21 protein-coding genes and 1 pseudogene are annotated in these 22187 nt (G+C 59.1%); 21 read left to right on the plus strand and 1 reads right to left on the minus strand.

All coding sequences use genetic code 11. The features are described 5' to 3' along the window. Positions 1-277 precede the first annotated feature (277 nt). The 17 genes and pseudogenes from L901_RS23350 to folD all read left to right on the plus strand — a co-directional run bounded on the left by L901_RS23350 (position 278) and on the right by folD (position 15337). Positions 278-949 carry a response regulator transcription factor gene (locus L901_RS23350; RefSeq protein ID WP_004432529.1) on the plus strand — a complete coding sequence of 224 codons (672 nt, stop codon included), beginning with the start codon at positions 278-280 and terminating at the stop codon, positions 947-949. Between the two features lie 105 nt (positions 950-1054). After that, on the plus strand, positions 1055-2350 hold the full coding sequence (locus tag L901_RS23355; protein ID WP_059760573.1) for a flagellar hook protein FlgE: 1296 nt from the start codon (positions 1055-1057) through the stop codon (positions 2348-2350). Positions 2351-2372: 22 nt separating this feature from the next. Beyond that, positions 2373-3851: a flagellar hook-associated protein FlgK gene (gene flgK, locus L901_RS23360; RefSeq protein ID WP_059760575.1), complete on the plus strand. Its 1479-nt coding sequence runs from the start codon at positions 2373-2375 to the stop codon at positions 3849-3851. 3 nt (positions 3852-3854) lie between these two features. Continuing rightward, on the plus strand, positions 3855-4958 hold the full coding sequence (locus L901_RS23365) for a flagellar hook-associated family protein (protein ID WP_004432535.1): 1104 nt from the start codon (positions 3855-3857) through the stop codon (positions 4956-4958). Positions 4959-4992: 34 nt separating this feature from the next. Continuing rightward, positions 4993-5337 (plus strand): flagellar biosynthesis regulator FlaF, encoded by a 345-nt coding sequence (flaF, locus tag L901_RS23370; protein WP_004432537.1) that lies wholly within the window; start codon positions 4993-4995, stop codon positions 5335-5337. Continuing rightward, complete coding sequence (gene flbT / locus L901_RS23375) at positions 5334-5783, plus strand: flagellar biosynthesis repressor FlbT (protein ID WP_004432543.1); 450 nt, start codon at positions 5334-5336, stop codon at positions 5781-5783. Before flaF ends, flbT begins: the two co-directional genes overlap by 4 nt. Then, the gene (gene flgD / locus L901_RS23380; RefSeq protein ID WP_020812913.1) at positions 5774-6244 is read left to right on the plus strand and encodes a flagellar hook assembly protein FlgD; all 471 of its coding nucleotides are present in this window, start codon (positions 5774-5776) and stop codon (positions 6242-6244) included. Before flbT ends, flgD begins: the two co-directional genes overlap by 10 nt. A gap of 48 nt (positions 6245-6292) precedes the next feature. Further along, entirely contained in the window at positions 6293-6559 is a 267-nt protein-coding gene (fliQ, locus tag L901_RS23385) for a flagellar biosynthesis protein FliQ (RefSeq protein ID WP_003503352.1), read from the plus strand. A gap of 157 nt (positions 6560-6716) precedes the next feature. Beyond that, positions 6717-8804, plus strand: a complete 2088-nt coding sequence (gene flhA, locus L901_RS23390) for a flagellar biosynthesis protein FlhA (protein ID WP_004432552.1) — start codon at positions 6717-6719, stop codon at positions 8802-8804. Further along, positions 8801-9556: a flagellar biosynthetic protein FliR gene (gene fliR / locus L901_RS23395; RefSeq protein WP_020812910.1), complete on the plus strand. Its 756-nt coding sequence runs from the start codon at positions 8801-8803 to the stop codon at positions 9554-9556. Before flhA ends, fliR begins: the two co-directional genes overlap by 4 nt. Positions 9557-9570: 14 nt before the next feature. After that, positions 9571-9990: a hypothetical protein gene (locus L901_RS23400; RefSeq protein WP_004432556.1), complete on the plus strand. Its 420-nt coding sequence runs from the start codon at positions 9571-9573 to the stop codon at positions 9988-9990. Between the two features lie 115 nt (positions 9991-10105). Next, positions 10106-10663 (plus strand): rod-binding protein, encoded by a 558-nt coding sequence (locus L901_RS23405; RefSeq protein WP_035236043.1) that lies wholly within the window; start codon positions 10106-10108, stop codon positions 10661-10663. A gap of 29 nt (positions 10664-10692) precedes the next feature. Beyond that, the gene (locus L901_RS23410) at positions 10693-11061 is read left to right on the plus strand and encodes a hypothetical protein (RefSeq protein ID WP_026363659.1); all 369 of its coding nucleotides are present in this window, start codon (positions 10693-10695) and stop codon (positions 11059-11061) included. Then, positions 11061-11594: a flagellar basal body-associated FliL family protein gene (locus tag L901_RS23415; RefSeq protein WP_004432561.1), complete on the plus strand. Its 534-nt coding sequence runs from the start codon at positions 11061-11063 to the stop codon at positions 11592-11594. Before L901_RS23410 ends, L901_RS23415 begins: the two co-directional genes overlap by 1 nt. A 202-nt stretch (positions 11595-11796) precedes the next feature. Next, positions 11797-12471: a WecB/TagA/CpsF family glycosyltransferase gene (locus L901_RS23420; RefSeq protein ID WP_059760577.1), complete on the plus strand. Its 675-nt coding sequence runs from the start codon at positions 11797-11799 to the stop codon at positions 12469-12471. 114 nt (positions 12472-12585) lie between these two features. After that, positions 12586-14360 (plus strand): annotated as a pseudogene (locus tag L901_RS23425) (hypothetical protein). A gap of 77 nt (positions 14361-14437) precedes the next feature. Next, complete coding sequence (folD, locus tag L901_RS23430; RefSeq protein ID WP_059760579.1) at positions 14438-15337, plus strand: bifunctional methylenetetrahydrofolate dehydrogenase/methenyltetrahydrofolate cyclohydrolase FolD; 900 nt, start codon at positions 14438-14440, stop codon at positions 15335-15337. Positions 15338-15533: 196 nt separating this feature from the next. Here the strand turns inward: folD and L901_RS23435 are convergent, their stop codons facing one another. Beyond that, a complete protein-coding gene (locus L901_RS23435) occupies positions 15534-16559 on the minus strand; it encodes a LacI family DNA-binding transcriptional regulator (protein ID WP_020812905.1) in 1026 nt (341 codons plus the stop codon). Positions 16560-16833: 274 nt separating this feature from the next. On the opposite strand from L901_RS23435, the gene L901_RS23440 reads away from it, so the two are divergent. The 4 genes from L901_RS23440 to L901_RS23455 all read left to right on the plus strand — a co-directional run bounded on the left by L901_RS23440 (position 16834) and on the right by L901_RS23455 (position 22168). Then, positions 16834-18195, plus strand: coding sequence for an ABC transporter substrate-binding protein (locus L901_RS23440; RefSeq protein WP_059760581.1), 1362 nt, complete (start codon positions 16834-16836; stop codon positions 18193-18195). A 104-nt stretch (positions 18196-18299) separates the two neighbouring features. Then, positions 18300-19313, plus strand: coding sequence for a carbohydrate ABC transporter permease (locus L901_RS23445; protein WP_004432574.1), 1014 nt, complete (start codon positions 18300-18302; stop codon positions 19311-19313). A 1-nt stretch (position 19314) separates the two neighbouring features. Further along, positions 19315-20475 carry a carbohydrate ABC transporter permease gene (locus L901_RS23450; RefSeq protein ID WP_059760583.1) on the plus strand — a complete coding sequence of 387 codons (1161 nt, stop codon included), beginning with the start codon at positions 19315-19317 and terminating at the stop codon, positions 20473-20475. Between the two features lie 37 nt (positions 20476-20512). Next, positions 20513-22168, plus strand: a complete 1656-nt coding sequence (locus L901_RS23455) for an alpha-glucosidase family protein (RefSeq protein ID WP_059760843.1) — start codon at positions 20513-20515, stop codon at positions 22166-22168. Positions 22169-22187 lie beyond the last annotated feature (19 nt).

The following is a 22187-nucleotide window of genomic DNA, read 5'->3' on the forward strand; positions in this document are numbered from 1 at the left end:
TGAAATTGCTTTCAGGCGCCGCAGGACTCGTATTTTGAAATGTGGCGATAGATTGATCGAAAAAAGGCATTTCAAGCGGTTTTTTCGGAATTTTGAAATTTCTACACAAAAATTTTGTGCCATATATGGTTAATACCCACTATATATAGATCAAATCGGCACAAAATGGTTAATCAATTATTAATATCTATCGATGATTTCCTACAGTTGTCCCTGAATCGCCCGATTCGTACCAATGCCACATTGGAAAACACCACACTGATTCGGAGGCGGACGAATGATCGTAGTGGTTGATGAGCGCGAGCTCGTTAAAGACGGCTATACATCTCTATTTGGGCGTGAGGGCATTCCCTCGACCGGGTTCGATCCGGTCGAATTCGGGGAGTGGGTCTCGACGGCGGCGGAAAGCGATCTTGCGGCTGTGGAAGCCTTCCTGATCGGCCAGGGCGACCGGAGCTTTTCTTTGCCGAAGGCGATCAGGGATCGCACGACGGCCCCGGTGATCGCGGTCAGCGACCAGCCCTCGCTGGAATCGACGCTGGCGCTTTTCGACAGCGGCGTCGACGACGTCGTGCGCAAGCCGGTGCACCCCCGTGAAATTCTTGCACGTGCGGCGGCGATCCGTCGCCGATTGCAGGTTATCTCGAATTTCACCGATGCTGGACCGATCCGGGTTTTCTCCGATGGCCGCGACCCGGAAGTGGGTGGTGAAGTGTTCCCCTTGCCGCGCCGTGAGCGCCGCATCCTCGAATATTTGATCGCCAATCGCGGACGCCGCGTTTCCAAGGCGCAGATTTTCAATGCCATCTACGGCATCTTCGATGATGACGTCGAAGAAAACGTCGTTGAAAGCCACATCAGCAAGCTGCGCAAGAAGCTGCGCAAGAAGCTTGGCTACGATCCGGTCGATTCCAAACGTTTCCTTGGCTACAGCATTGATTGGCAATGATTTTCATTGACCCGCGTGGTCTTTTTCAAACGCGGTATTTCCGACAGCTTCACGCAAGCCAAACGCTTTACCTTCTCCCTGAAAGATGACCACGAGGGTTTTTGAATGAGTATTTTCGGCACTATGCGAACCGGTGTGTCCGGCATGAATGCACAGGCGAACAAGCTGGGGACCGTGGGCGACAACATCGCCAACGCAAGCACCACCGGCTACAAGCGCGCATCGACGTCGTTCTCCTCGCTCGTTCTGCCCTCCTCGTCGGGCAGCTATGCGTCCGGCGGCGTGCAGTCCAACGTTCGTTACAGCATTTCGGAGCAGGGCAACCTCTCCTACACCACCTCGAGCACCGACCTCGCCATTCAGGGCAACGGCTTCTTCGTGGTTCAGGATGGTTCGGGCACGCCCTACCTCACACGAGCCGGTTCCTTCGTGAAGAATTCCGAAGGCTATCTGGAAAACGCAGCGGGCTTCCAGCTGATGGGTTACCCTTATGGGTCCAACCCACCGGCTGCCGTCGTTAACGGCTTTACCGGTCTTGAGGCCATCAACGTCAACAATTTCGGTCTGACGGCATCGCCCTCGACACAGGGCAGCTTCCCGGCCAACCTTAACCGTGATGAGGCAATCGTTGCCGCTGGATCGCGTCCAAGTGACAACGTCGCGACGTCGACGGTGGGCAGCAAGACGTCGCTGACGGCCTTCGACAGCGGCGGTGCCAAGGTTCTTTACGACTTCTATTACACGCGCATTGACAACGATGCGTCCGGCAATCCGCAGTGGGAAGTGTCGGTTTATCGTCAGGATCAGTCGACGGATGGCGGCTTCCCCTATACGGCAACCGCACCGGCTACGCTCGTCAAGGAAACGGTCACCCTGACCTTCGATCCTGCGACCAACAAGCTCACCAGCGGATCGGATAGTTCGATCACGATTAACGACAGCAACAGCGGCGTGGCGCAGGCGATTGAGATCGACCTGTCGCAGATGACGCAGTTCTCCTCGAAGTTCACGCCGGGTGACGCGATCCTGAACGGCAACGGCCCAAGCCAGATCAAGGACGTCGAAATCGGCAAGGATGGCCTGGTGACGGCGGTCTATCAGGATGGCGGTCGCCGCAACATTTACCAGCTGGCGCTGGCCACGGTGCCGAGTGTCGACAATCTCAGCCCGCAGAACGGTAACGTCTATCTGCCGAGCAACGAGTCGGGTGTCGTCACCATCGGTTTCGCGCAGACGGGCAGCTTCGGTTACATCCAGAAGGGTGCGCTGGAAGGCTCGAACGTCGATATCGCCAGCGAACTCACCGACATGATTGAATCCCAGCGTATCTACACAGCGAATTCGAAAGTCTTCCAGACTGGATCGGATTTGATGGACGTCCTGATCAATCTGAAGAGATAATACTTCTCACGAGGACAGATGAATGTCGCTCACGTCAGCAATGAATACTGCGCAGTCGATTTTCAATAATACAGGTAAGCAGACGGACGTTACCTCCAAGAACATTGCCAATGTCGGCAATGCTAACTACGTCAAGCGAACCGCCATTCTCGGCACGACCACGGCTGGAGCGAGTATCGTCTCCAACGGCCGTGCCCAGAATGAAAGTCTTCTCAGGCAGACGATTTCCAGCTCTTCTCTCGCTTCCGGCCAGAGCACGGTTCTGACCGGTCTTGAGGAAATGAAGAGCATTTTCGGCGGCAACGATTATGAGAGTTCGCCGGCCACCTATATGAAGGAACTGCTGAAGAGCCTGGACGCTTACGCCGCCAAGCCGAGCGATGCCGCTCTGGCCGCAACGGCCGTCACCTCGGCTACCGATGTCGCCAGTTCCCTGAATAAGGCCTCGAACGAATTGCAGGCGATGCGTCTGCGCGCCGACAAGGAAATCGCCCTTCAGGTCGACAAGCTGAACGGGCTGCTTGCGAAGTTCGAGGAAGCCAATAACGAGGTCAAGGCGCAGACGGCGATCGGCGGCGATCCAAGCGACGCTCTCGATCAGCGCGAGACGCTTCTGAAGGATATTTCCTCCATCATCGGCATCAATGTCGTCAATCGTCCCAACAACGACGTGGCGCTTTATACGACGGATGGCGCGACGCTGTTCGAAGTCGTGCCGCGCAGCGTCACCTTCAAGACGCAGCCGGGCTTTGATGCGACGACCACGGGCAACGCAATCTATGTCGATGGCGTAGCGCTGAAGGCAGGAAGCGGCAGCAACACGACGTCTGAGGGGTCGCTTCAGGGCCTGATGCAGGTTCGTGACGATCTGGCGCTCACGATGCAGAGCCAGCTCGACGAAATCGCCCGCGGCCTCATCACCATGTTTGCGGAAAAGCCGGCCGACGCGACCAGCGGCCTGCCGGATATGCCGGGTCTCTTCACCTACGGCTCGCCGGCGGCGACGACCATTCCGGCAGACGGGATTGTCTCTCCCGGGCTCGCGGCCAGCATTACCGTCAACCCGGCGTTAATTATTTCCAAAGGTGGCAATCCGGAATTGTTGCGTGACGGCGGTATCAACGGTACCGATTACGTGATCAATACCGCAGCGTCGGGGGGAACCGGTTTCTCCGAGCTGATCCGCAGCTATGTTACTGCTTTCGACGCGCCCATGAATTTTGCCGCGTCGACACGTATCGATACGAATACCAGCATCCTGAAATACGGCACCAACTCGATGGGGTGGCTCGAACAGGAACGTTCCGGCGCGACTTCTGCGAACGAAGCGAAAAGCGCGCTTTATGAGCGCTCCGCCACGTCCTATTCGAACAATACGGCGGTCAGCCTGGACGAGGAACTGTCGCTGCTCATGGATATCGAGCAATCCTACAAGGCCGCGACCAAACTGGTGACGACCGTTGACGAAATGCTCAAGTCCCTGATGGACATGGTGAGGTAAACGATGAAAACGTCATTCATTTCATCGCTGGCGATGCAGAACAGCATGCGCAGCACCATCCTCAAGGCTCAGCTCGAGATGACCAATCTCAATACCGAGCTGACGACGGGCAAGCATGCCGATCTCGGCGTGACGCTGGGCGCCAACACCGCCCGCAGCCTCGATCTCAATCGCGATATCGACCGCATTACCTCGCTGGTCAGCGTCAATTCGATTGCAACGCAACGTCTCAAATCCTCGCAGACGGCGCTGGACGGCATGGCGCAGGCCGCACAGGAAATTCAGAAGGTTCTTGTCCCCAATACCAGCAGCGAAGCGCCGACGCTGACGACGGTCGCCAAAACCATCTCGAATGCCTTCAACAATTTCACCAGCTTCGCCAATACGGCGGTCAATGGCGAGTTTCTGTTCTCCGGCATCAATACGGATGTGAAGCCCGTCGATGACTATTTCGCTGAAGGGTCTACCCTGAAGGAAGCCTATGAGACCGAGCTGAACGCATTCATGGCGGCGCAGACGCCGGCGGTTGGCGATATCACCGGCCTGTCCAAGACCCAGGCCGAAGCCTTCATGACCCATATCGAAGGTGTGTTCAACGGCACCACGACGGTAACGAACCCGCCCCACAGCAGCCTGACGGCCGGCCAGAACTACGATTTCTGGACGACCTTCGGCTCCAAGGCGAGCGACACCAACATGACGAGCCGCATCAGCCAGAACGAGGTCGTGGAAACCTCCAGCAACAGCAATTCGCAGGGCATGCGTTATTTTGCACTGACGGCGATGACGGCGATGACCTTCCTCGACGAAAAGGTGGATAGCGGCGTTCGCGAAATGGTGGCGACCAAGTCGGTGACCAATATCGGCACCGCCATCAGTGGCCTGAACCAGCAGCAAAGCCAGCTCGGCCTTTCCGAAAGCCGCGTTTCGAAGGCCAATGATTCGCTGGCGGCCCAGAAGAAGATCATCGAAACGCATCTGCTGGATATTGAGGGGATCGATACCTACGAGGCGAAGACCCGCCTCGATCTGCTGCAGCAGCAGATTGAAATCGCATACAGCCTCACGTCGCGTCTGCAAAAAATGAGTCTGGTGAACTACCTCTGATGAACAGGGGTGGCGGCAGATAAAGGATACATGAATGTACCAGTTTTCCTACGCCGAAATCATGGAGGATGGTGTCGCCAACGCGAAGGATCGCGAGCGGCAGGCGTTGACAAAATCGATCGACCTTCTGGTGGAGGCAAGGGATTCCTCTTCGCAGCGCCACACGATCGAAGCGCTTTTTTACACTCGACGGGTCTGGATCCGCTTCATTGAGGATCTCAAGCAACCCGACAACCAGCTTGCCATGGAGCTCAGGGCGAATCTGATTTCCATCGCGATCTGGATATTGAAAGAGTGCGAACTGATCCGGAAACGTCAGTCGACGAATTTCCAGGGCATAATTGACGTGACAACCATCATCAGGGATGGACTGAAATGAAAAGTACACTTCGGATTTCGCTGAAATCGGGCGAAAAGATTTTTATCAACGGCGCGGTTCTGCGTGTGGATCGCAAGGTGGCGCTCGAATTCCTGAACGATGTCACGTTCCTGCTTGAAAACCACGTTCTGCAGCCCGATCAGGCGACGACGCCGCTCAGACAACTTTATTTCATCGCGCAGATGATCCTCATCAACCCGGAAGGGCGCGAACAGTCCACCAACATGTTCCGCAAGTCGGTCAGCATGCTGCTGAACTGCTTCCAGCATGACGAGGTTCTGGCGGAACTCAAGCGGATCGACGGGCTGGTTGCCTCGGGCAAGGCTTTCGAAGCGCTGAAGGCCATTCGCGGTCTCTACCCGATCGAGGAAAAAATCCTCAACAATCAGGAAATGACCCCCGCAACGATCGAACAGATTCGCAAGGAGATCGCACCATGGCGGTAGATGCAGTCACTTCGGCAGCGTCAAATCCCTGGGCCAATGCCGGGGCGAGCAGCTCCGACAGCAGCGCGGCGTCGCTGAACTACGACAGCTTCCTGAAGCTTCTCATCGCCCAGATGAAGAACCAGGATCCGACCAGCCCGATGGATGCCGGCGAGCAGATGTCGCAGCTCGCAAGCTTCTCGCAGGTCGAGCAGACCATCAAGACCAACACCCATCTGAAGAGCATGCTGCAGGCGGAAGCCCTGACGCGCGCCTCCGATCTGGTCGGCAAGACGGTCAAGAGCGCCGACGACACCGTCACCGGCGTGGTGAAGGAAGTCGAGGTCTATTCGGACGGCGTTGTCGCCATCACCGAAGCTGGTGACAAGGTGCTGCTGCAGGCCGGCGTGACCTTCTCCAACGGCCCGATTACGAGTACATCTGATAGCGGAACCGATTCGGATAGCGCGACCGGTTCCTGACATTGAAGAGGCGGCATGACGCCGCCTTTCCGGATTGAGGATGCGACGATGAACGAGGCCGATGCGCTTGACATCATGCAGGCGGCTGTCTGGACGGTTCTCGTCGCGGCCGGTCCCGCGGTTCTCGCCGCCATGATCGTCGGTGTCGTCATCGCCTTCATTCAGGCCCTGACCCAGGTTCAGGAAATGACGCTGACCTTCGTTCCCAAGATCGTCACGATCATGCTCGTGCTCGGCGTTGCCGCCCCCTTCGTGGGCGCGCAGATATCGCTCTTTTCCAATCTCGTCTTCTCCCGCATCCAGTCCGGCTTCTGACGCCGTCCGCTGCAGATGCCACCTTCGCGCAAGCTTCAGCCGCTAGGGATAGGCGGAAAGCATCGGGCCGAATTGCGTGCGCTTTTCGAAAACCGTTGCTACGGAACCGTGCGGCGGCTTTTCCGTCGCCCTTCTCATGAAGAGACAGGACGAATTTATGGCGCAACCACCAGTCATCTCCTTGCCCAAGGTCAGTCCGAGCACGCGTGACATCGGTTTCGCACTGGGCATCGTGGCGATCCTCTGCGTTCTCTTCCTGCCCATTCCGGTCATGCTGGTGGATATCGGTCTGGCCTTTTCGATTGCGCTTTCGGTCCTCATCCTCATGGTGGCGCTCTGGATTCAGCGGCCGCTGGATTTCTCGTCCTTCCCGACCGTGCTGCTGATCGCGACGATGATCCGCCTGTCGCTGAACATCGCGACGACGCGCGTTATCCTTTCCCACGGCAATGAAGGGCCGACGGCGGCGGGCGGCGTGATTGCGGGCTTCTCCAGCCTCGTCATGTCCGGCGATTTCGTGATCGGTCTGATCGTCTTCCTGATCCTGATCACCGTCAACTTCATCGTCATCACCAAAGGTGCGACGCGTATCGCCGAAGTCGGCGCGCGTTTCACCCTGGACGCCATTCCCGGCAAGCAGATGTCGATCGATGCGGATCTGTCCGCCGGCATCATCGACGAAAAGGAAGCGCAGCGCCGCCGCCGCGAGCTGGAAGAGGAAAGCTCCTTTTTCGGCTCAATGGACGGCGCCTCGAAATTCGTGCGCGGCGACGCCATTGCCGGCCTCATCATCACCGCGATCAATATTTTCGGCGGCATCATCATCGGTTATTTCCGCCACGGCATGCCCATTGGCGAAGCGGCCGACGTTTTCGTCAAGCTTTCGGTCGGTGACGGTATCGTTTCGCAGATCCCGGCCCTGATCGTATCGCTGGCCGCCGGCCTTCTGGTCTCGCGCGGCGGCACCGCCGGCTCGACGGACCAGGCGGTCGTCAACCAGCTGAGCGGTTATCCGCGCGCGCTGATGGTCTCGGCCATGCTGATGGGATTGCTCGCCATCATTCCGGGCCTTCCCTTCCTGCCCTTCATCTTCCTCGGCGGCATCATGGCCTTCGGCAGCTGGTATATTCCGCGCCAGGCGGAGGCCGAAAGCGCGCTGCGGCGTCAGGAAGAGGAGAACAAGGTTCTCCAGACCACCGAGGCGGAAAAGGATTCGGTCAAGCAGGTGCTGAAGACGGCCGAGATCGAACTGGCGCTCGGCAAGCAGGTTTCCACCCGCCTTCTCGGGGCGCATCAGGAACTGGCCTTCCGTGTCGGCAAGATGCGCAAGAAATTCGCGACCCAATACGGTTTCGTCGTACCCGAGATCAAGGTTTCCGACGATATCATGATCCCGGAAAAAGCCTATCAGATCCGCGTTCACGGCACGACCATCGCCTCCAGCAACCTGCGCGTCGGCGACGTTCTTGTCGTGACCGGGGCAGGGCGCAAGCCGAGCATTCCCGGCGACGAAATCCGCGAACCCGCTTTCGGCATGCCCGCCGTCTCGATCCTCGAAACCTTCACCGAGGATCTGAAGCGTGAAGGCTTCCACCCGATCGACAACGTCTCCGTGGTGCTGACGCATCTGAGCGAAGTCATCCGCAACAACCTGCCGCAGCTCCTGTCCTACAAGGATGTCAAAATCCTCATCGACAGGCTCGATCCCGAATACAAGAAGCTGGCCGACGAGATTTGCTCGTCGCACATGTCCTATTCCGGCCTGCAGGCGGTGCTGAAACTGCTGCTCGCCGAACGCGTATCGATCCGCAACCTGCATCTCATTCTCGAAGCCGTCGCCGAACTTGCGCCGCATGTGCGCAAGACGGAACAGATTGTCGAACATGTGCGGGTGCGCATGTCGCAGCAGCTCTGCGGCGATCTTGCCGACAATGGCGTGTTGCGCGTCCTGCGCCTCGGCAACAAGTGGGACATGGTCTTCCATCAGGCGCTGAAGCGCGACCAGAAGGGCGAAATCGTCGAATTCGACATCGATCCGCGCCATCTCGAGGAGTTTTCCGAGCAGGCGTCGAAAGTTATCCGTGAATTCATGGATCGCGGCCTGCCCTTTGTCCTTGTAACCTCGCCGGAAACGCGGTCCTATGTGCGCATGATTATCGAGCGACTCTTTGCGACCCTGCCGGTTCTTTCGCATGTGGAACTGGCCAAGGGTCTCGAGATCAAGATTCTGGGCGCCATTTCATGATAACCGACCCGCAGGGGACAATCATTGCATTGTTCCTTGCCATCTGCCGTATCGGCGCATGCTTCATGACCATGCCGGGCTTTTCAAGCTCGCGCATTTCGCCGCAGATTCGCATGCTTCTGTGCGTCGCGGTGTCCATGGCGCTTCTGCCCGTGCTGTGGGACACGATCTATCCGAAAGTTTCCGGCGCAAGCCAGGGCACGGTCGTCGGCCTCATCTTTACCGAGGTCGTCATCGGTTCGATGTATGGCCTGATCGCGAGGTTCTACACGCTCGGTTTCCAGTTCACCGGTGCGCTCATCGGGGCCTCCATCGGTCTCAGTGCGCCGGGCGGTGCCGATGTCATCGAAGACGTGCAGGAAAACCAGATATCCAACTTCATCACCTTCGGCGGCCTGCTGGTTCTGTTCATATTCGATTTCCACCACATCGTCCTCAAGGCGCTGGTGGATTCCTACACCGCCACGCCGGTCGGCGCACTGATCAGCGGCCAGAAGATGCTGATTACGCTGACCGACACGCTCAGGGCCTCCTTTTCGATCATGCTTCGGCTCGCCAGCCCCTTCGTGATTTACGGCCTGATGTTCAACGTCGCGGTCGGCCTCATCAACAAGCTCGCGCCGCAGATTCCGGTCTTCTTTATCTCGACTCCCTTCGTTCTCGCGGGGGGGCTTTTCATGCTTTACCTGTCGGTCGCGGCCCTCATCCGCCAATTCGTGGATGGTTTCGGCCCGGTCTTCATCGGCTTTTGATCGGGGGAAATGCGATGGCTTCGGACAAGCGCTCTGCCAAACTCAAGCGTCTGGTAACCGTCCAGCGGCACATGGAAAAAATGGCCGAGGTGGAACTGGCCGACACCACCCGCACACGGGCGGAAGTTGCGCAATCCATGGAGAACGTGCTGGAGGCCATGAGTTCCATGGAGCCGGTGCACCAGACATTTTCCCGGCACTATTCGGACCGCTACGGCCGTCTCGTCGTCCAGGACCGCCAGCTTGAAGGCGTTCAGCAATTTCAGGAAAACAAGGTCCTGAAGGAAAAGACCAAGGCTGACCGGCTGGAGGACAGGATGCACCTTGCGCGCGATCTTGAGGACCGCGAGGCCGACGATAATGCAATCTATGATTTGTTAGAAATTACGAATGTTTCCCACACACCAGCCTCCAGCAAGGTTGGCGATCCATAGTCTGTCCCATTGTTGCATCGCGGGCGTTTTTGAGGACGTCTCCGGCGATGTTTCTTGATTGAGCGAATGCGCCGGCTTTCTGTGCCGCCCATTCGTCAGCTCGGGAGATCTGGACGTGGCGATATCGGTGATAAGTGATCTGGTGATGGATGTAGTTCGCGCTGCGGACCCCCAGGAAGTTCAGGTCGCCCAGGAAAAACTCAAGGCGAACAAGGCGGCTTTTGCCGCAACCAGCCTTGCCGATGCCGGCAAGGGTTTTGGCGCCGCGGTCGAGATGCTGGATGGCGCCTCCTCGAAGGCTGGTCTCGGCGACACCAATATTCGCGCGGCCCGCACCGAAATCCCGGAAACATACCGCAAATATGAAGCCTCGGTTCTCCAGACCTTCGTGGCCAACATGCTGCCGAAAGATAGCGAGGAAGTTTACGGCAAGGGCAATGCCGGCGAGATCTGGAAGAGCATGATGGCCGAACAGTTTGCCGACACGATTTCCAGAAATGGCGGCGTCGGCATCGCGGAGCAGGCTTACAAGGATGCGCTTCGGAAGGCTGAAAGCAAAGGCATTACCGACGTATCGATGAATGAAAAAGACAATAATGCTGCAATTCGGATGGTGGCGGAGTTCGAGCGGCAGGTCCTCGGCGTTTCCAATGAGAAAACGGACGAGGCTTGAGAATGAAAAACCTTAACGAGGAGACAAGCATGGACCTTATGTCGAACGACCACCGTATCCAATCCGTTCTCGGCCGCCTTGAGATGATCATCGACAACGAGAACGACAATATCGGTAAGGACCCCCAGTTCGACTTCAAGGTCTCCAACGCCCACAAGAGCCGTTGCCTCTATGAGCTGACGATGCTGTTCCGCGATACCCCGCGCGAGGAAATCGCCGCCGGTTACATGGAGCAGGTCAAGGGCATCAAGTCCAAGCTCGCCACCAATGCCAGCCGTGTCGAGGCGCATCTGAATGCGGTTCGCGCGGTCGCGGACCTCTTGAAGAACGCCATCCAGGAAGCCGATACGGACGGCACCTATTCGCAGGAACAGTTCATGTACGGCGCAGCCTCCTGATGTTGAAGCTTCTTCTCACCGGTGTCTGGGTTTGCGCCGTCACGCTCGGCGCGGTGTATTTCTCCGTCCAGTTGGCGACGGCGCCCGCGCCGGATGAGGCGGGGGCAAAAAAGGCCAATCTGCAACTGGTCAAGGGCGAAAGCATCACGATCCCCGTCATCAATGATGGCGGGGTGAACGGCTATTTCCTTAGCCGTATTTCGCTGCGTGTCGACAAGACCAAGATGGCGAAGATCGAGCTGCCGGCAACGCAGCTGATGACCGATGAATTGTTCACGCTGCTTGCGGGTTCTTCCATGGTCAATATCGCCAATATTTCCACCTTCGATCCCGAAGCCTTCAAGCAGCGCATCCGCGAGGGGCTGAACAAGAGGCTCGATGACGAGGTGGTCGAGGACGTGCTGATCGAACAGCTCGATTATCTGTCGAAAGCCGACATCCGCGAGCAGAACGGCAATGGCACGCCCCGCTCGGTCAAGCTCGTCGAGGGCGAGAAGGCCGAAGCCGGGAAAGAAGCGGCGCCAAGCCACTGACGATCAGGAGGCGAGGGGCGTCGGTGGGACAGGGGATGCGGAGCATCCTTCTGGTTAATTGTCTCTTGCCGTATCCCCAGGCATTCTAGAGATTGCTTTCAAGCTAAATTCAACCTGCACCTGTATAACAAACCCATGAACCACCGTCCCGCAGACCATGTGTCGGATCGGTGGCGATGGGTTTGACATTTGGGGGTTGGTAATGAGTTTCGCGTCAGGTTTCGCGCGGCCGGAATCGCAACGGAATATCCACGGACTGCGCGTCTGTGATCTCGACTGGAATGGGGCGCTGGAATTGGTCAGCGGCAGGGCGTCTGCCTGTGAAGGACACACGATGCTGTCCTTTCTCACAATCGAGAAGGCGAAGCTTTCGCTCAAGGACAACGCCTACCGGCAGATTCTGGAAAGCTGCCTGCTTCTGCCGCAGGGCAAGGCAATGAGGGCCGCCGCGCGCAGCGAGAATGGTGAGCCTTTGCCTGCGCCCATCGATGGCGTCGCCTTCACCATGGCGCTTCTGACCTATATGGCCGTGCCGAAGCGTATCGGTGTGGCGGGAGATGATGCGGCGCAGATCGGCGAGGTTCTCGCCAGGTTGCGGGCGCACGCGCCCTGGCACGATTTCGTCATGCTGAACCGGGATGCATCGGGCGTTAAGGTGGATGTTCTGCTCGCGGGAATGTTGAAGGAAAACCAGGAGACATGGCTGCACCGCACCGTCAGCCGTGAGAATGCACGGGTCACCATCGCGGTTGGCCCTCTGTTCAAGGTTCTGTCGTCGGAAGTGGCCGGCATGCCGGAAATTTTCCGCAAGCTTCATATGAGCTGGCTCTACAGCCTCTGCGCCGAACCCTGGCACATCGCGCTCGGCAAGAGCTGAGGCCGTTCTCGCAGGCGTTGCGTTAACCATTTGTTTGCCACGATCCTTTAACCTCTCGTAAGGTTTTGACAGTCGCCCGTTGCGGGCGGCACCGAGGGCGGTAGACGGCTTCAGATGGTTGATGACAATCCGGACATGATGGCGATCCGCCCTGACGAGGATGATGTCGCTGCGCCCGTATCGCAATGGCGCAGACATTGTCGGCGGCTCCTGACGTCCGGCTGCATCGCCGCCGCCACCGTTGCCGGGGCTGCCCTTCCGCTTCTGCTCGTCGATTCGGGCTTTCGCGGTTATGTTTCGCAGGCCCGGATCGAGGTCTCCCAGACCGCTTACGATGCCCCCGACGCCGCCCGCTTTCTGGCGATGGCGCGTCGTACCCTGCTTTCATCCTCCGGGCTCGACCGCATAACCGCCGATCTCAAGCTGAAGTCCGCCGATATGGTCGGCGTTCGCAATCAGGGCGAGCTTGGCCTGCTTTTTGACCTTCTGACCGGCGCGGATGCGCGTCCGCTGTCTGAGCGTGAGGCGCTGAACGGTGCGGTGGGCGAAGCGATCCGGCTGGAACTGACCCCGGATGAAAATACGCTGATCGTGACCGGCAAGGCCGCAACGCCGGAAACCGCCATGCGGCTGACCGATTATCTCTCGATGCGCGTGATCGCGGATGGCAAGGCCGGCACCATGACGCCCGCCATGCGCGAGACGGAGAGGGCGCGGACAAGGCTCGATGAGGCGGAAGCGGCGCTGAACGGTTTCCAGATGCGCCACGGTGACACCGTGATGGCCGAGGCGCAGCAACTCGAACAGCAGCTGCGCGACGTAAACGACAATCTGGCGCGAACCACCCGCCAGCAACTGTCCATTCAGGCCGATCTGACGGCGGCTTCGGCGCTGAAGCCGAATGATGTCTTTGCGAAGCCTCTGCCGGCTGGCGTGGGTTTTTCGGCGCTTGAGGATATCAGGCAGAAGCATTCGACCGCCAGCATGGCGCTTGCTGCGGTTTCGGTCGATTACGGCCCGAAACATCCCCGCCGCATCGCCGCCCAGAATGCGGTGGATGCCGCACAGGCGCTTGCCGCCCCAGCATTGCGGCAATTGCTGGAAGGTCTGCGGGCGGATGAAAAGCGTATCTCTCAGGAGATCGCGACCGCCAATGGCGAGCGAAAGAAGTATCTCGGCCGCCTGAACGAACTCGGTCTCGCCCCCGGCGAATTCTCCAGATTGCAGGGTGAGCTGAAACGGCGCGAAACGCCTATCTCGAGGCAAGCGAACGCCGCGACCTCTCCGCCTCCGCCACGCCCGCGGTCGAAACCCGTTTGGCGAAGAAGGCCGCACCCGGCGAGTTGACCCGCGACTTGACGCAGGCCGCCATGCTGGCTGGCGGCGGCGCCTTGATCGGCCTGCTGGGCAGTCTTTATCTCCTGAGCTACCGTCGCCATGACGAGGAAGAGGAGGGTGCATTGCTCATTGAAGAGGACGCGCAACTTCCGTCCTCCGTCGAGCCGCCGGTCCAGTCTCTGCAGATTTCCGAATTCGAACCGATCGAACCGGCTGTGTTCGACGATCTGCCGGATCTTGCCGCAGAGGACAACATCGAGCCGGAGAAAGACGGCTTTGCCGATTATTACGGCGAGGCCGTCAATGACGACGACGACATGCCGCTGGACGAGCGCGTGCGGCAGGTCCTGATGGGCAACCGCACGGTCAGGAGTGCTGATCCGGCCTCTTCCGGACTTCCACCGCTTCTGGCCGAAGCCCTCGCCGGAGACTTCGACCATGCCCAGGCCGAAGCTGAGGAACTGATGGAATTGCGGCGCGAACTGGCGTTCCTGAGAGAGCGTCTTGCCGATTACGCCGATCGCCGCGAAGACTACCGCAAAACAGCCTGAAAACGCCGCATTTTCGCTTGCATTCCTGCGAAGGGGGCACCATACGGAGCCTACGTAACCCAGCAGGAGCAGGACGCATGGCAGTTGTGATTGACGGGAAGGCGAAGGCGGCTTCGGTAACGGAGGCGGTCCGCAAATCGGCAGAAGCGCTTGAGGCGGAAAAGGGCGTAAAGCCCGGTCTCGCGGTTGTCATCGTCGGAAACGATCCGGCCAGCCACGCTTACGTGAACTCCAAGAGCAAGATGGCCAAGCAATGCGGTTTCAACTCCATCCAGCACACGCTGCCGGAGGAAACCACGCAGGCCGCACTCCTCAAGCTGGTCAGCGAATTGAACGCCGATGCCTCCATCCATGGCATTCTGGTGCAGCTGCCGCTGCCGAAGCACTTCAATTCCGATGAGATCATCCAGTCGATCCTGCCCGAGAAGGATGTGGATGGCTTGAGCGTGCTGAATGCCGGTAAGCTCGCGACCGGCGATCTCGCAACCGGTCTCATTTCCTGCACGCCTGCCGGCGCCATGCTTCTGGTACGCGGCATTCACGGCGAAGACCTTTCCGGCCTCAACGCCGTGGTCATCGGCCGCTCCAACCTGTTCGGCAAGCCGATGGGCCAACTTCTGCTGAATGCCAATGCCACGGTGACCATGGCGCATTCCCGCACCAAGGATCTGGCCGGTATCTGCAAGACGGCGGATATTCTGGTCGCGGCGGTCGGTCGCGCGGCGATGGTGAAGGGCGATTGGGTAAAACCCGGCGCGACGGTCATCGATGTCGGCATCAACCGCATTCCCGCGCCGGAAAAGGGCGAAGGCAAGTCGAAGCTGGTGGGCGATGTCGCCTATGACGAGGCGAGCGCCGTCGCCGCCGCCATCACGCCTGTTCCCGGCGGCGTTGGCCCGATGACGATCGCCATGCTGATGGCCAACACCGTCATCGCTGCTCATCGCGCACTGGGTCTGACCGCGCCGAAGTTTTAAGCCTGTCGCGTTCAATCGAACTACGCGGCACAGGAATTTTTGTGCGCTGCCCGCTCACTTCCGTCATTCCGGCCTTGAGCCGGAATCCAGCCGACGCGCGTCTGCGCGGCGAGACGACTCTTTTCAGCCCAAGGACTTGGGCTGGCTGGATATCGGCTCAAGGCCGGTATGACGGCCGGGGGATGGAGGCCAGCCTTTACGTTTTCGGAGCCGGCCCCGTCGAAGCGCGCACCACCAGTTCCGCCTTCCAGAGTTCCTGATGCGGTTCCGTCTGGTTGAGCTTGATCCGGTTGATCAGGCGCTGGCCCACGCGCACCCCCGCCGCCCGGAGCGACGAACGGGTGGTGGTGAGCGGCACGGAGAAATTATCCGGTTTCAAAAGCGGCAGCACGTCGTCATGGGCGATCAGCGAAATATCCTTACCCGGTTTCAGGCCGCGCTGGTTGAGCGAACGGATCGCGCCGAGCGCAAGCGCGGTACTGGCGCAGAGGATGGCGGTCGGCTTTTCCGGGCGTGACAGCAAGGCTTCCATGCCGAGATAACCTTCCTCGTCGGTCATGCTGCTGTGTCTTTTGTTGTTCGCATGCAATGTCAGGCCATTTGCCGAAAGCGCCTTTTCCACCCCGAGACATCGCCGGTAGGTGAAGTCATAGCCTTCCGGGCCGTTCAGAAGCCCGATCCGCGTATGGCCAAGCTGGAGGAGAAGCTGGGTCGCATCACGGAAGGCGCCCTCGTTGTCCACGTCGAGATAGGGATAATCTTCCTCCACGCCGACGGAGCGGCCATGCACGAGGAAGGGCAGGGAGAGCGACTGCATCATGGCGATGCGCGGGTCGTTCTTTTTCATATAGGCGAGATAGATGCCATCGACGCTGCCGCTTGCGGCAAGCCCCCGCAGGGCTTCGCGTTCCTTTTCCGGCTCTGTCGGCATGATGACGAGATGAAAGCCGCTGCGCGATGCTTCCTCACCGAGACCGCTCAGGAATTCGCCGAAATGCACGTCGGAACGATGGTGTTCGCCAATCGGCATGACAAGCCCGATGGAGCCGACCTTGCCCGTCGCCAGTCGTTGTGCCGCGGCATTCGGGCGATAGCCCGTCTTTTCGGCAGCCTCCATGACGCGGCGGCGCGTTTCGGCGCTGACCTCGGGATAGCCGTTGAGCGCCCTGCTGATGGTCGTCTGCGAAATGCCAAGCAGTTGCGACAACTGTTTCAGGTTCATGTCTCTCATTTCCTCCATGCGCGCGCCCGAGAATACGGCAAAGCCTCTCCTCAATTCCCAAAGCGCTTTAGATTTTTACCAGCCTCCACCGTATTTCTCAATCGAAAAGGATAGCCGCCTTCCGAATTAAATATGATTATTCATAAGGCACTGCAACGTTTCCGCAGAAAGAGCCTCTTGACTCCGTCTTAATGACAATGAGATGAATAGGCAGCCAAAGCGCTTTGATTGGAGAGGACGCTTTGAGCCTTTTATGTGATGGGAGGTAAATCACATGCAGAAGACTCTTTTGGCGACGGCTGCCGTCATGGCTTTGCTGTCCGGTGCGGCCTTTGCCGCCGACCTGAAGTTTGCACCCGGCGGCGACGCCAAGTTCAACTGGAAAAGCTACGAAGACTTCAAGGCGGCCCATGCCGACCTGAAAGGCCAGACGCTGACGATTTTCGGCCCGTGGCGCGGTGAAGACGAGGCCCTGTTCCAGTCGGTGCTCGCCTATTTCGCCGATGCGACCGGCGTGAACGTCCGTTATTCCTCGTCGGAAAATTACGAGCAGCAGATCGTCATCGATACGCAGGCGGGTTCGCCACCCAATATCGCCATCCTGCCGCAGCCCGGTCTTCTGGCCGATCTGGCCGCCAAGGGCTTCCTCGTGCCGCTCGGCGACAAGACCGCCGACTGGGTCAAAGAAAACTACGGCGCGGGCCAGTCCTGGGTCGATCTCGGCAGCTACAAGGGCAAGGACGGCAACAAGGCCTATTTCGCCTTCCCCTTCAAGGCGGACGTGAAGTCGCTCGTCTGGTACGTGCCTGAGAACTTCGAGGAAGCGGGCTACAAGGTGCCCGAGAGCATGGAAGACCTGCTCAAGCTGACGGACCAGATCGTTGCCGATGGCGGCACGCCCTGGTGCATCGGTCTTGGCTCCGGCGGTGCGACCGGCTGGCCGGCAACGGACTGGGTGGAAGATCTGATGCTGCGCACGCAGCCGCTCGACGTCTACCAGAAATGGACGACCAACGAGGTCAAATTCACCGATCCGGCCGTGGTCGAGGCGATCAACGAGTTCGGCAAATTCGCCAAGAACGAAAAATATGTGAGCGGCGGCGTCGCGGCTGTGGCCTCCACCGACTTCCGCGACAGCCCCAAGGGCCTCTTCGACATTCCGCCGAAGTGCTACCTGCATCATCAGGCGTCGTTCATTCCGTCCTTCTTCCCTGAGGGCACCAAGGTCGGAACGGATGCGGATTTCTTCTACATGCCGACTTACGCGTCCAAGCCTGACCTCGGCAAGCCGGTTCTCGGCGCTGGCACGCTGGTCACCATCACCAAGGAAGCGCCGGCTGCCAAGGCTTTTGTCGAATTCCTGCAAACGCCGATCGCCCATGAAGTCTGGATGGCTCAGTCCAGCTTCCTGACACCCTATAAGGGTGTGAATGTCGATGCCTATGCCAATGAGCAGATGAAGCGACAGGGCGAAATCCTGACGACCGCGACAAGCTTCGGCTTCGATGGTTCCGACCTCATGCCCGGCAAGATCGGTGCCGGCGCATTCTGGACCGGCATGATCGACTTCGTCGGCGGCAAGTCCGCCGATCAGGTCGCGAGCGATATCCAGAAGGCCTGGGACGGCCTGAAGTAAAGATATCGGACCAGGCCCGGCGGTTTGCTGCCGGGCCCTTACCAACGGCGCTGCCCGACGACCGCATAAATCAGCGCGGCGCGGAGAGGATCAAGGGAGGGAACATGGCTCAACAACTCGTTTCGGCCATCGGCGTGATGGTGGCGGGGGTCTTTGCCTGCGCTGCCTATTACTGGCTATCCGACAAGGTGCTTCAGGCGATCTTTCCGGTCCGCTCGGGAGACGTGCTGCAGGCATCCCGCAACCTCAATCGCCGCGCGGCGGTCCGGCCCTGGCTGTTCATCGGCCCGGCTTTGATCCTCCTGCTGGTCTATCTGGTCTACCCCGTCATCGCCACGCTGATCCTGTCCTTCTATGACCGGACCGGTAGCGAATTCGTCGGTCTCGCCAATTATCGCTGGGCGTTTTTCGATGCCGGTTTCCGCCAGTCGATCTTCAACAATATCCTCTGGCTCGCCGTCGTGCCGGCCGCCTGCACCTTTTTCGGCCTCGTCATCGCCGTCATGACCGATCGCATCTGGTGGGGCAACATCGCCAAATCCATCGTCTTCATGCCGATGGCGATTTCCTTCGTCGGTGCCTCCGTCATCTGGAAATTCATCTATGAATACCGCGCTGAAGGTCAGGTACAGATCGGCCTCTTGAACGCCATCGTCGAGTTTTTCGGCGGCAATCCCGAGGTCTGGATTTCCATGCCCTTCTGGAACAATTTCTTCCTGATGATCATCCTCATCTGGATCCAGACCGGTTTTGCCATGGTCATCCTGTCAGCGGCGCTGCGCGGTATTCCGGAAGAGACCATCGAGGCGGCCGTCATCGACGGGGCCAATGGCTGGCAGATCTTCTGGAAGATCATGGTGCCGCAAATCTGGGGCACCATCGCCGTCGTCTGGACGACGATCACCATTCTCGTGCTCAAGGTCTTCGATATCGTACTGACCATGACCAACGGGCAATGGAACACCATGGTTCTCGCCAATCTCATGTTCGACTGGATGTTCCGCGGCGGTGGCGACAGCGGCCGAAGTGCGGTCATCGCGCTCATCATCATGGCGGCCGTCACCCCGATCATGGTCTGGAACATCCGCCAGGCGAACCGCGAGATGGAGGGCCGCTGAGATGAATATTTTCAAACGCCTTCGCCGCGTCGGCCTGCCGCGCCTCATCGTCCATGCCAGCGTTCTGGTCGTCGTGCTGCTCTGGCTCCTGCCAACGCTCGGCATTCTCGTCAGCTCGCTGCGCGACAAGGACCAGATCACCGTGTCGGGCTGGTGGACGGCCTTCTCCAGTTCCGAACAGACTTCGGCGGTTCGCCTCGCCGATGCTTCCGTGCAGAAGCAGGATGGCAGCCGCTATGTGATATCAGGCAATGTTTTCGAAAACGGACAGGGCGGCAAGGTTGCGGCCTTCGGCGTTCGCGTACAGGAGCCCACGGCGTTCAAAGCCGGCGAGGCGGCCGATATCGGTGACGGCGAAACATTGCTCGTCAATACGGACGGCACCTATGAATACAGCAAGGCATCCAGCTTTGAAGGCTCTCGCGGCAAGCGCGTTTACATCTCCGTCGCGACGCCGCCCGTCTTCACGCTCGACAACTATCGCACGGTTCTGACCTCGGAAGGCATCGGCCAGTCCTTCGTCAACTCGCTGACCGTCGCCGTGCCGGCAACCGTCATCCCGATCCTCATTGCCGCCTTTGCTGCCTATGCGCTGTCATGGATGAGCTTTTCCGGCCGCAATCTCCTGATTGCCATGGTGGTGGGCCTGATCGTCGTGCCGCTGCAGATGTCGCTGATCCCGCTTCTCAGGCTCTATAATGAAATCGGCACCATCTTCGGCGTGCCGTCCAAGACCTATGCCGGCATCTGGCTGGCGCATACCGCCTTCGGCCTGCCGCTCGCCATCTATCTGCTGCGCAACTATATTTCCGGCCTGCCGAAGGAGATCATCGAAAGTGCGCGTGTGGATGGCGCGAGCGATTTTGAAATCTTCGTCAAGATCATCTTGCCGCTCTCTTTTCCGGCGCTCGCCTCCTTCGCCATCTTCCAGTTCCTGTGGACCTGGAACGACCTGCTTGTCGCCATGGTCTTCCTCGGCACGCAGAAGGACGAGCTGGTGCTGACCGGCGCGCTCAATGCGCTGCTCGGTTCGCGCGGCGGCAATTGGGAAATCCTCACCGCCTCGGCCTTCGTCACCATCGTTGTGCCGCTCTGCGTTTTCTTCGCCCTTCAACGTTATCTCGTGCGTGGCCTGCTGGCAGGCTCCGTCAAGGGAGGCTGACCATTCCATGAACGCCCATACCAGACAGGACACTTCCATGACCGCTTCGGTGACTTCCGCTTTGACGCCCAACAAGGACTGGTGGCGCGGCGCTGTTATCTATCAGATCTACCCGCGCTCCTATCAGGACTCCAATGGCGACGGCATTGGCGACCTCAAGGGCATCACCGACCGTCTGGCGCATATCGCCAATCTGGGTGCCGACGCGATCTGGATTTCGCCCTTCTTCACCTCGCCGATGAAGGATTTCGGTTACGACGTCTCGAATTATGTCGATGTCGATCCGATGTTCGGTACGCTTGCCGATTTCGACGGCCTGATCGCCGAGGCCCATCGCCTTGGCATCCGCGTCATGATCGACCTTGTGATGTCGCATACCTCGGACCAGCACCCATGGTTCGTGGAAAGCCGCGCCAGCCGCAGCAATCCGAAATCGAACTGGTATGTCTGGTCGGATAGCAAGCCGGACGGCACGCCGCCCAATAACTGGCTGTCGATCTTCGGTGGTTCCGCCTGGCAGTGGGATCCGACCCGCATGCAATATTACATGCACAACTTCCTGACCTCGCAGCCGGACCTCAACCTGCACAATCCGGAAGTTCAGGAAGAGCTGCTGAACATCACCCGCTTCTGGCTGAAGCGCGGCGTCGATGGTTTCCGCCTCGACACCATCAACTTCTATTTCCATGACCTCGAGCTGCGCGACAACCCGGCGCTGGCGCCGGAGCGCCGCAATGCCTCCACCGCCCCGGCGGTCAATCCCTATAATTTCCAGGAACATCTCTACGACAAGAACCGCCCGGAAAACATCGCCTTCCTGAAGCGCTTCCGCGCGGTGCTGGACGAGTTTCCTGATATCGCCGCCGTCGGCGAAGTGGGTGACAGCCAGCGCGGTCTCGAAATCGTCGGCGAATATACATCCGGCGATGACAAGATGCAGATGTGCTACGCCTTCGAATTCCTCGCGCCCGACGCGCTCACCCCGCAGCGCGTCGCCGATGTGCAGGCGGATTTTGCGAAAGCCGCACCGGAAGGCTGGGCTTGCTGGGCCTTCTCCAACCACGATGTCGTGCGCCATGTCAGCCGCTGGGGTGAGCATGTCGAGGACAAGGACGCCTTCGCCAAGGTGCTTTCGGCGCTCTTGATGACACAGCGCGGCTCCGTCTGCATCTATGAGGGCGAAGAACTCGGCCTCACCGAAGCGGACATCGCTTTTGAAGATTTGCAGGATCCCTACGGCATCCAGTTCTGGCCGGAATTCAAGGGCCGCGACGGTTGCCGCACGCCGATGGTGTGGGATGCCGGTCATGCACAGGCGGGCTTCTCGACGTCGGAAAAGACGTGGCTGCCCATTCCGGCCGAGCACAAGCAGCGTGCCGTCAGCGCCCAGCAGGGCAACGAGGCTTCGGTGCTGGAACATTACCGCCGTTTCCTGAGCTTCCGCAAAAAGCACCCCGCTTTTGCCAAGGGCGGCATCGAATTCCAGCCGGTTGAGGGCGAGGTGCTGAGCTACACCCGCACGCTCGGCAACGAAACCGTGCTTTGCCTCTTCAATCTGTCCGCGACACCCGCAAAGGCGACGCTGCCGGAAGGGAACTGGGAGGTTCTCGAAGGCCACGGCTTTGCAGGCGGCCTTGAAGGCAGAAGCGTAGAACTTCCGGCATGGGGCGCATTCTTCGCCCGTTACGCCTGACAGATGAGGGAGGAACACC

Origin of the sequence: Agrobacterium sp. D14 (assembly GCF_001526505.1) — a bacterium.
Lineage (GTDB): Bacteria > Pseudomonadota > Alphaproteobacteria > Rhizobiales > Rhizobiaceae > Agrobacterium > Agrobacterium leguminum.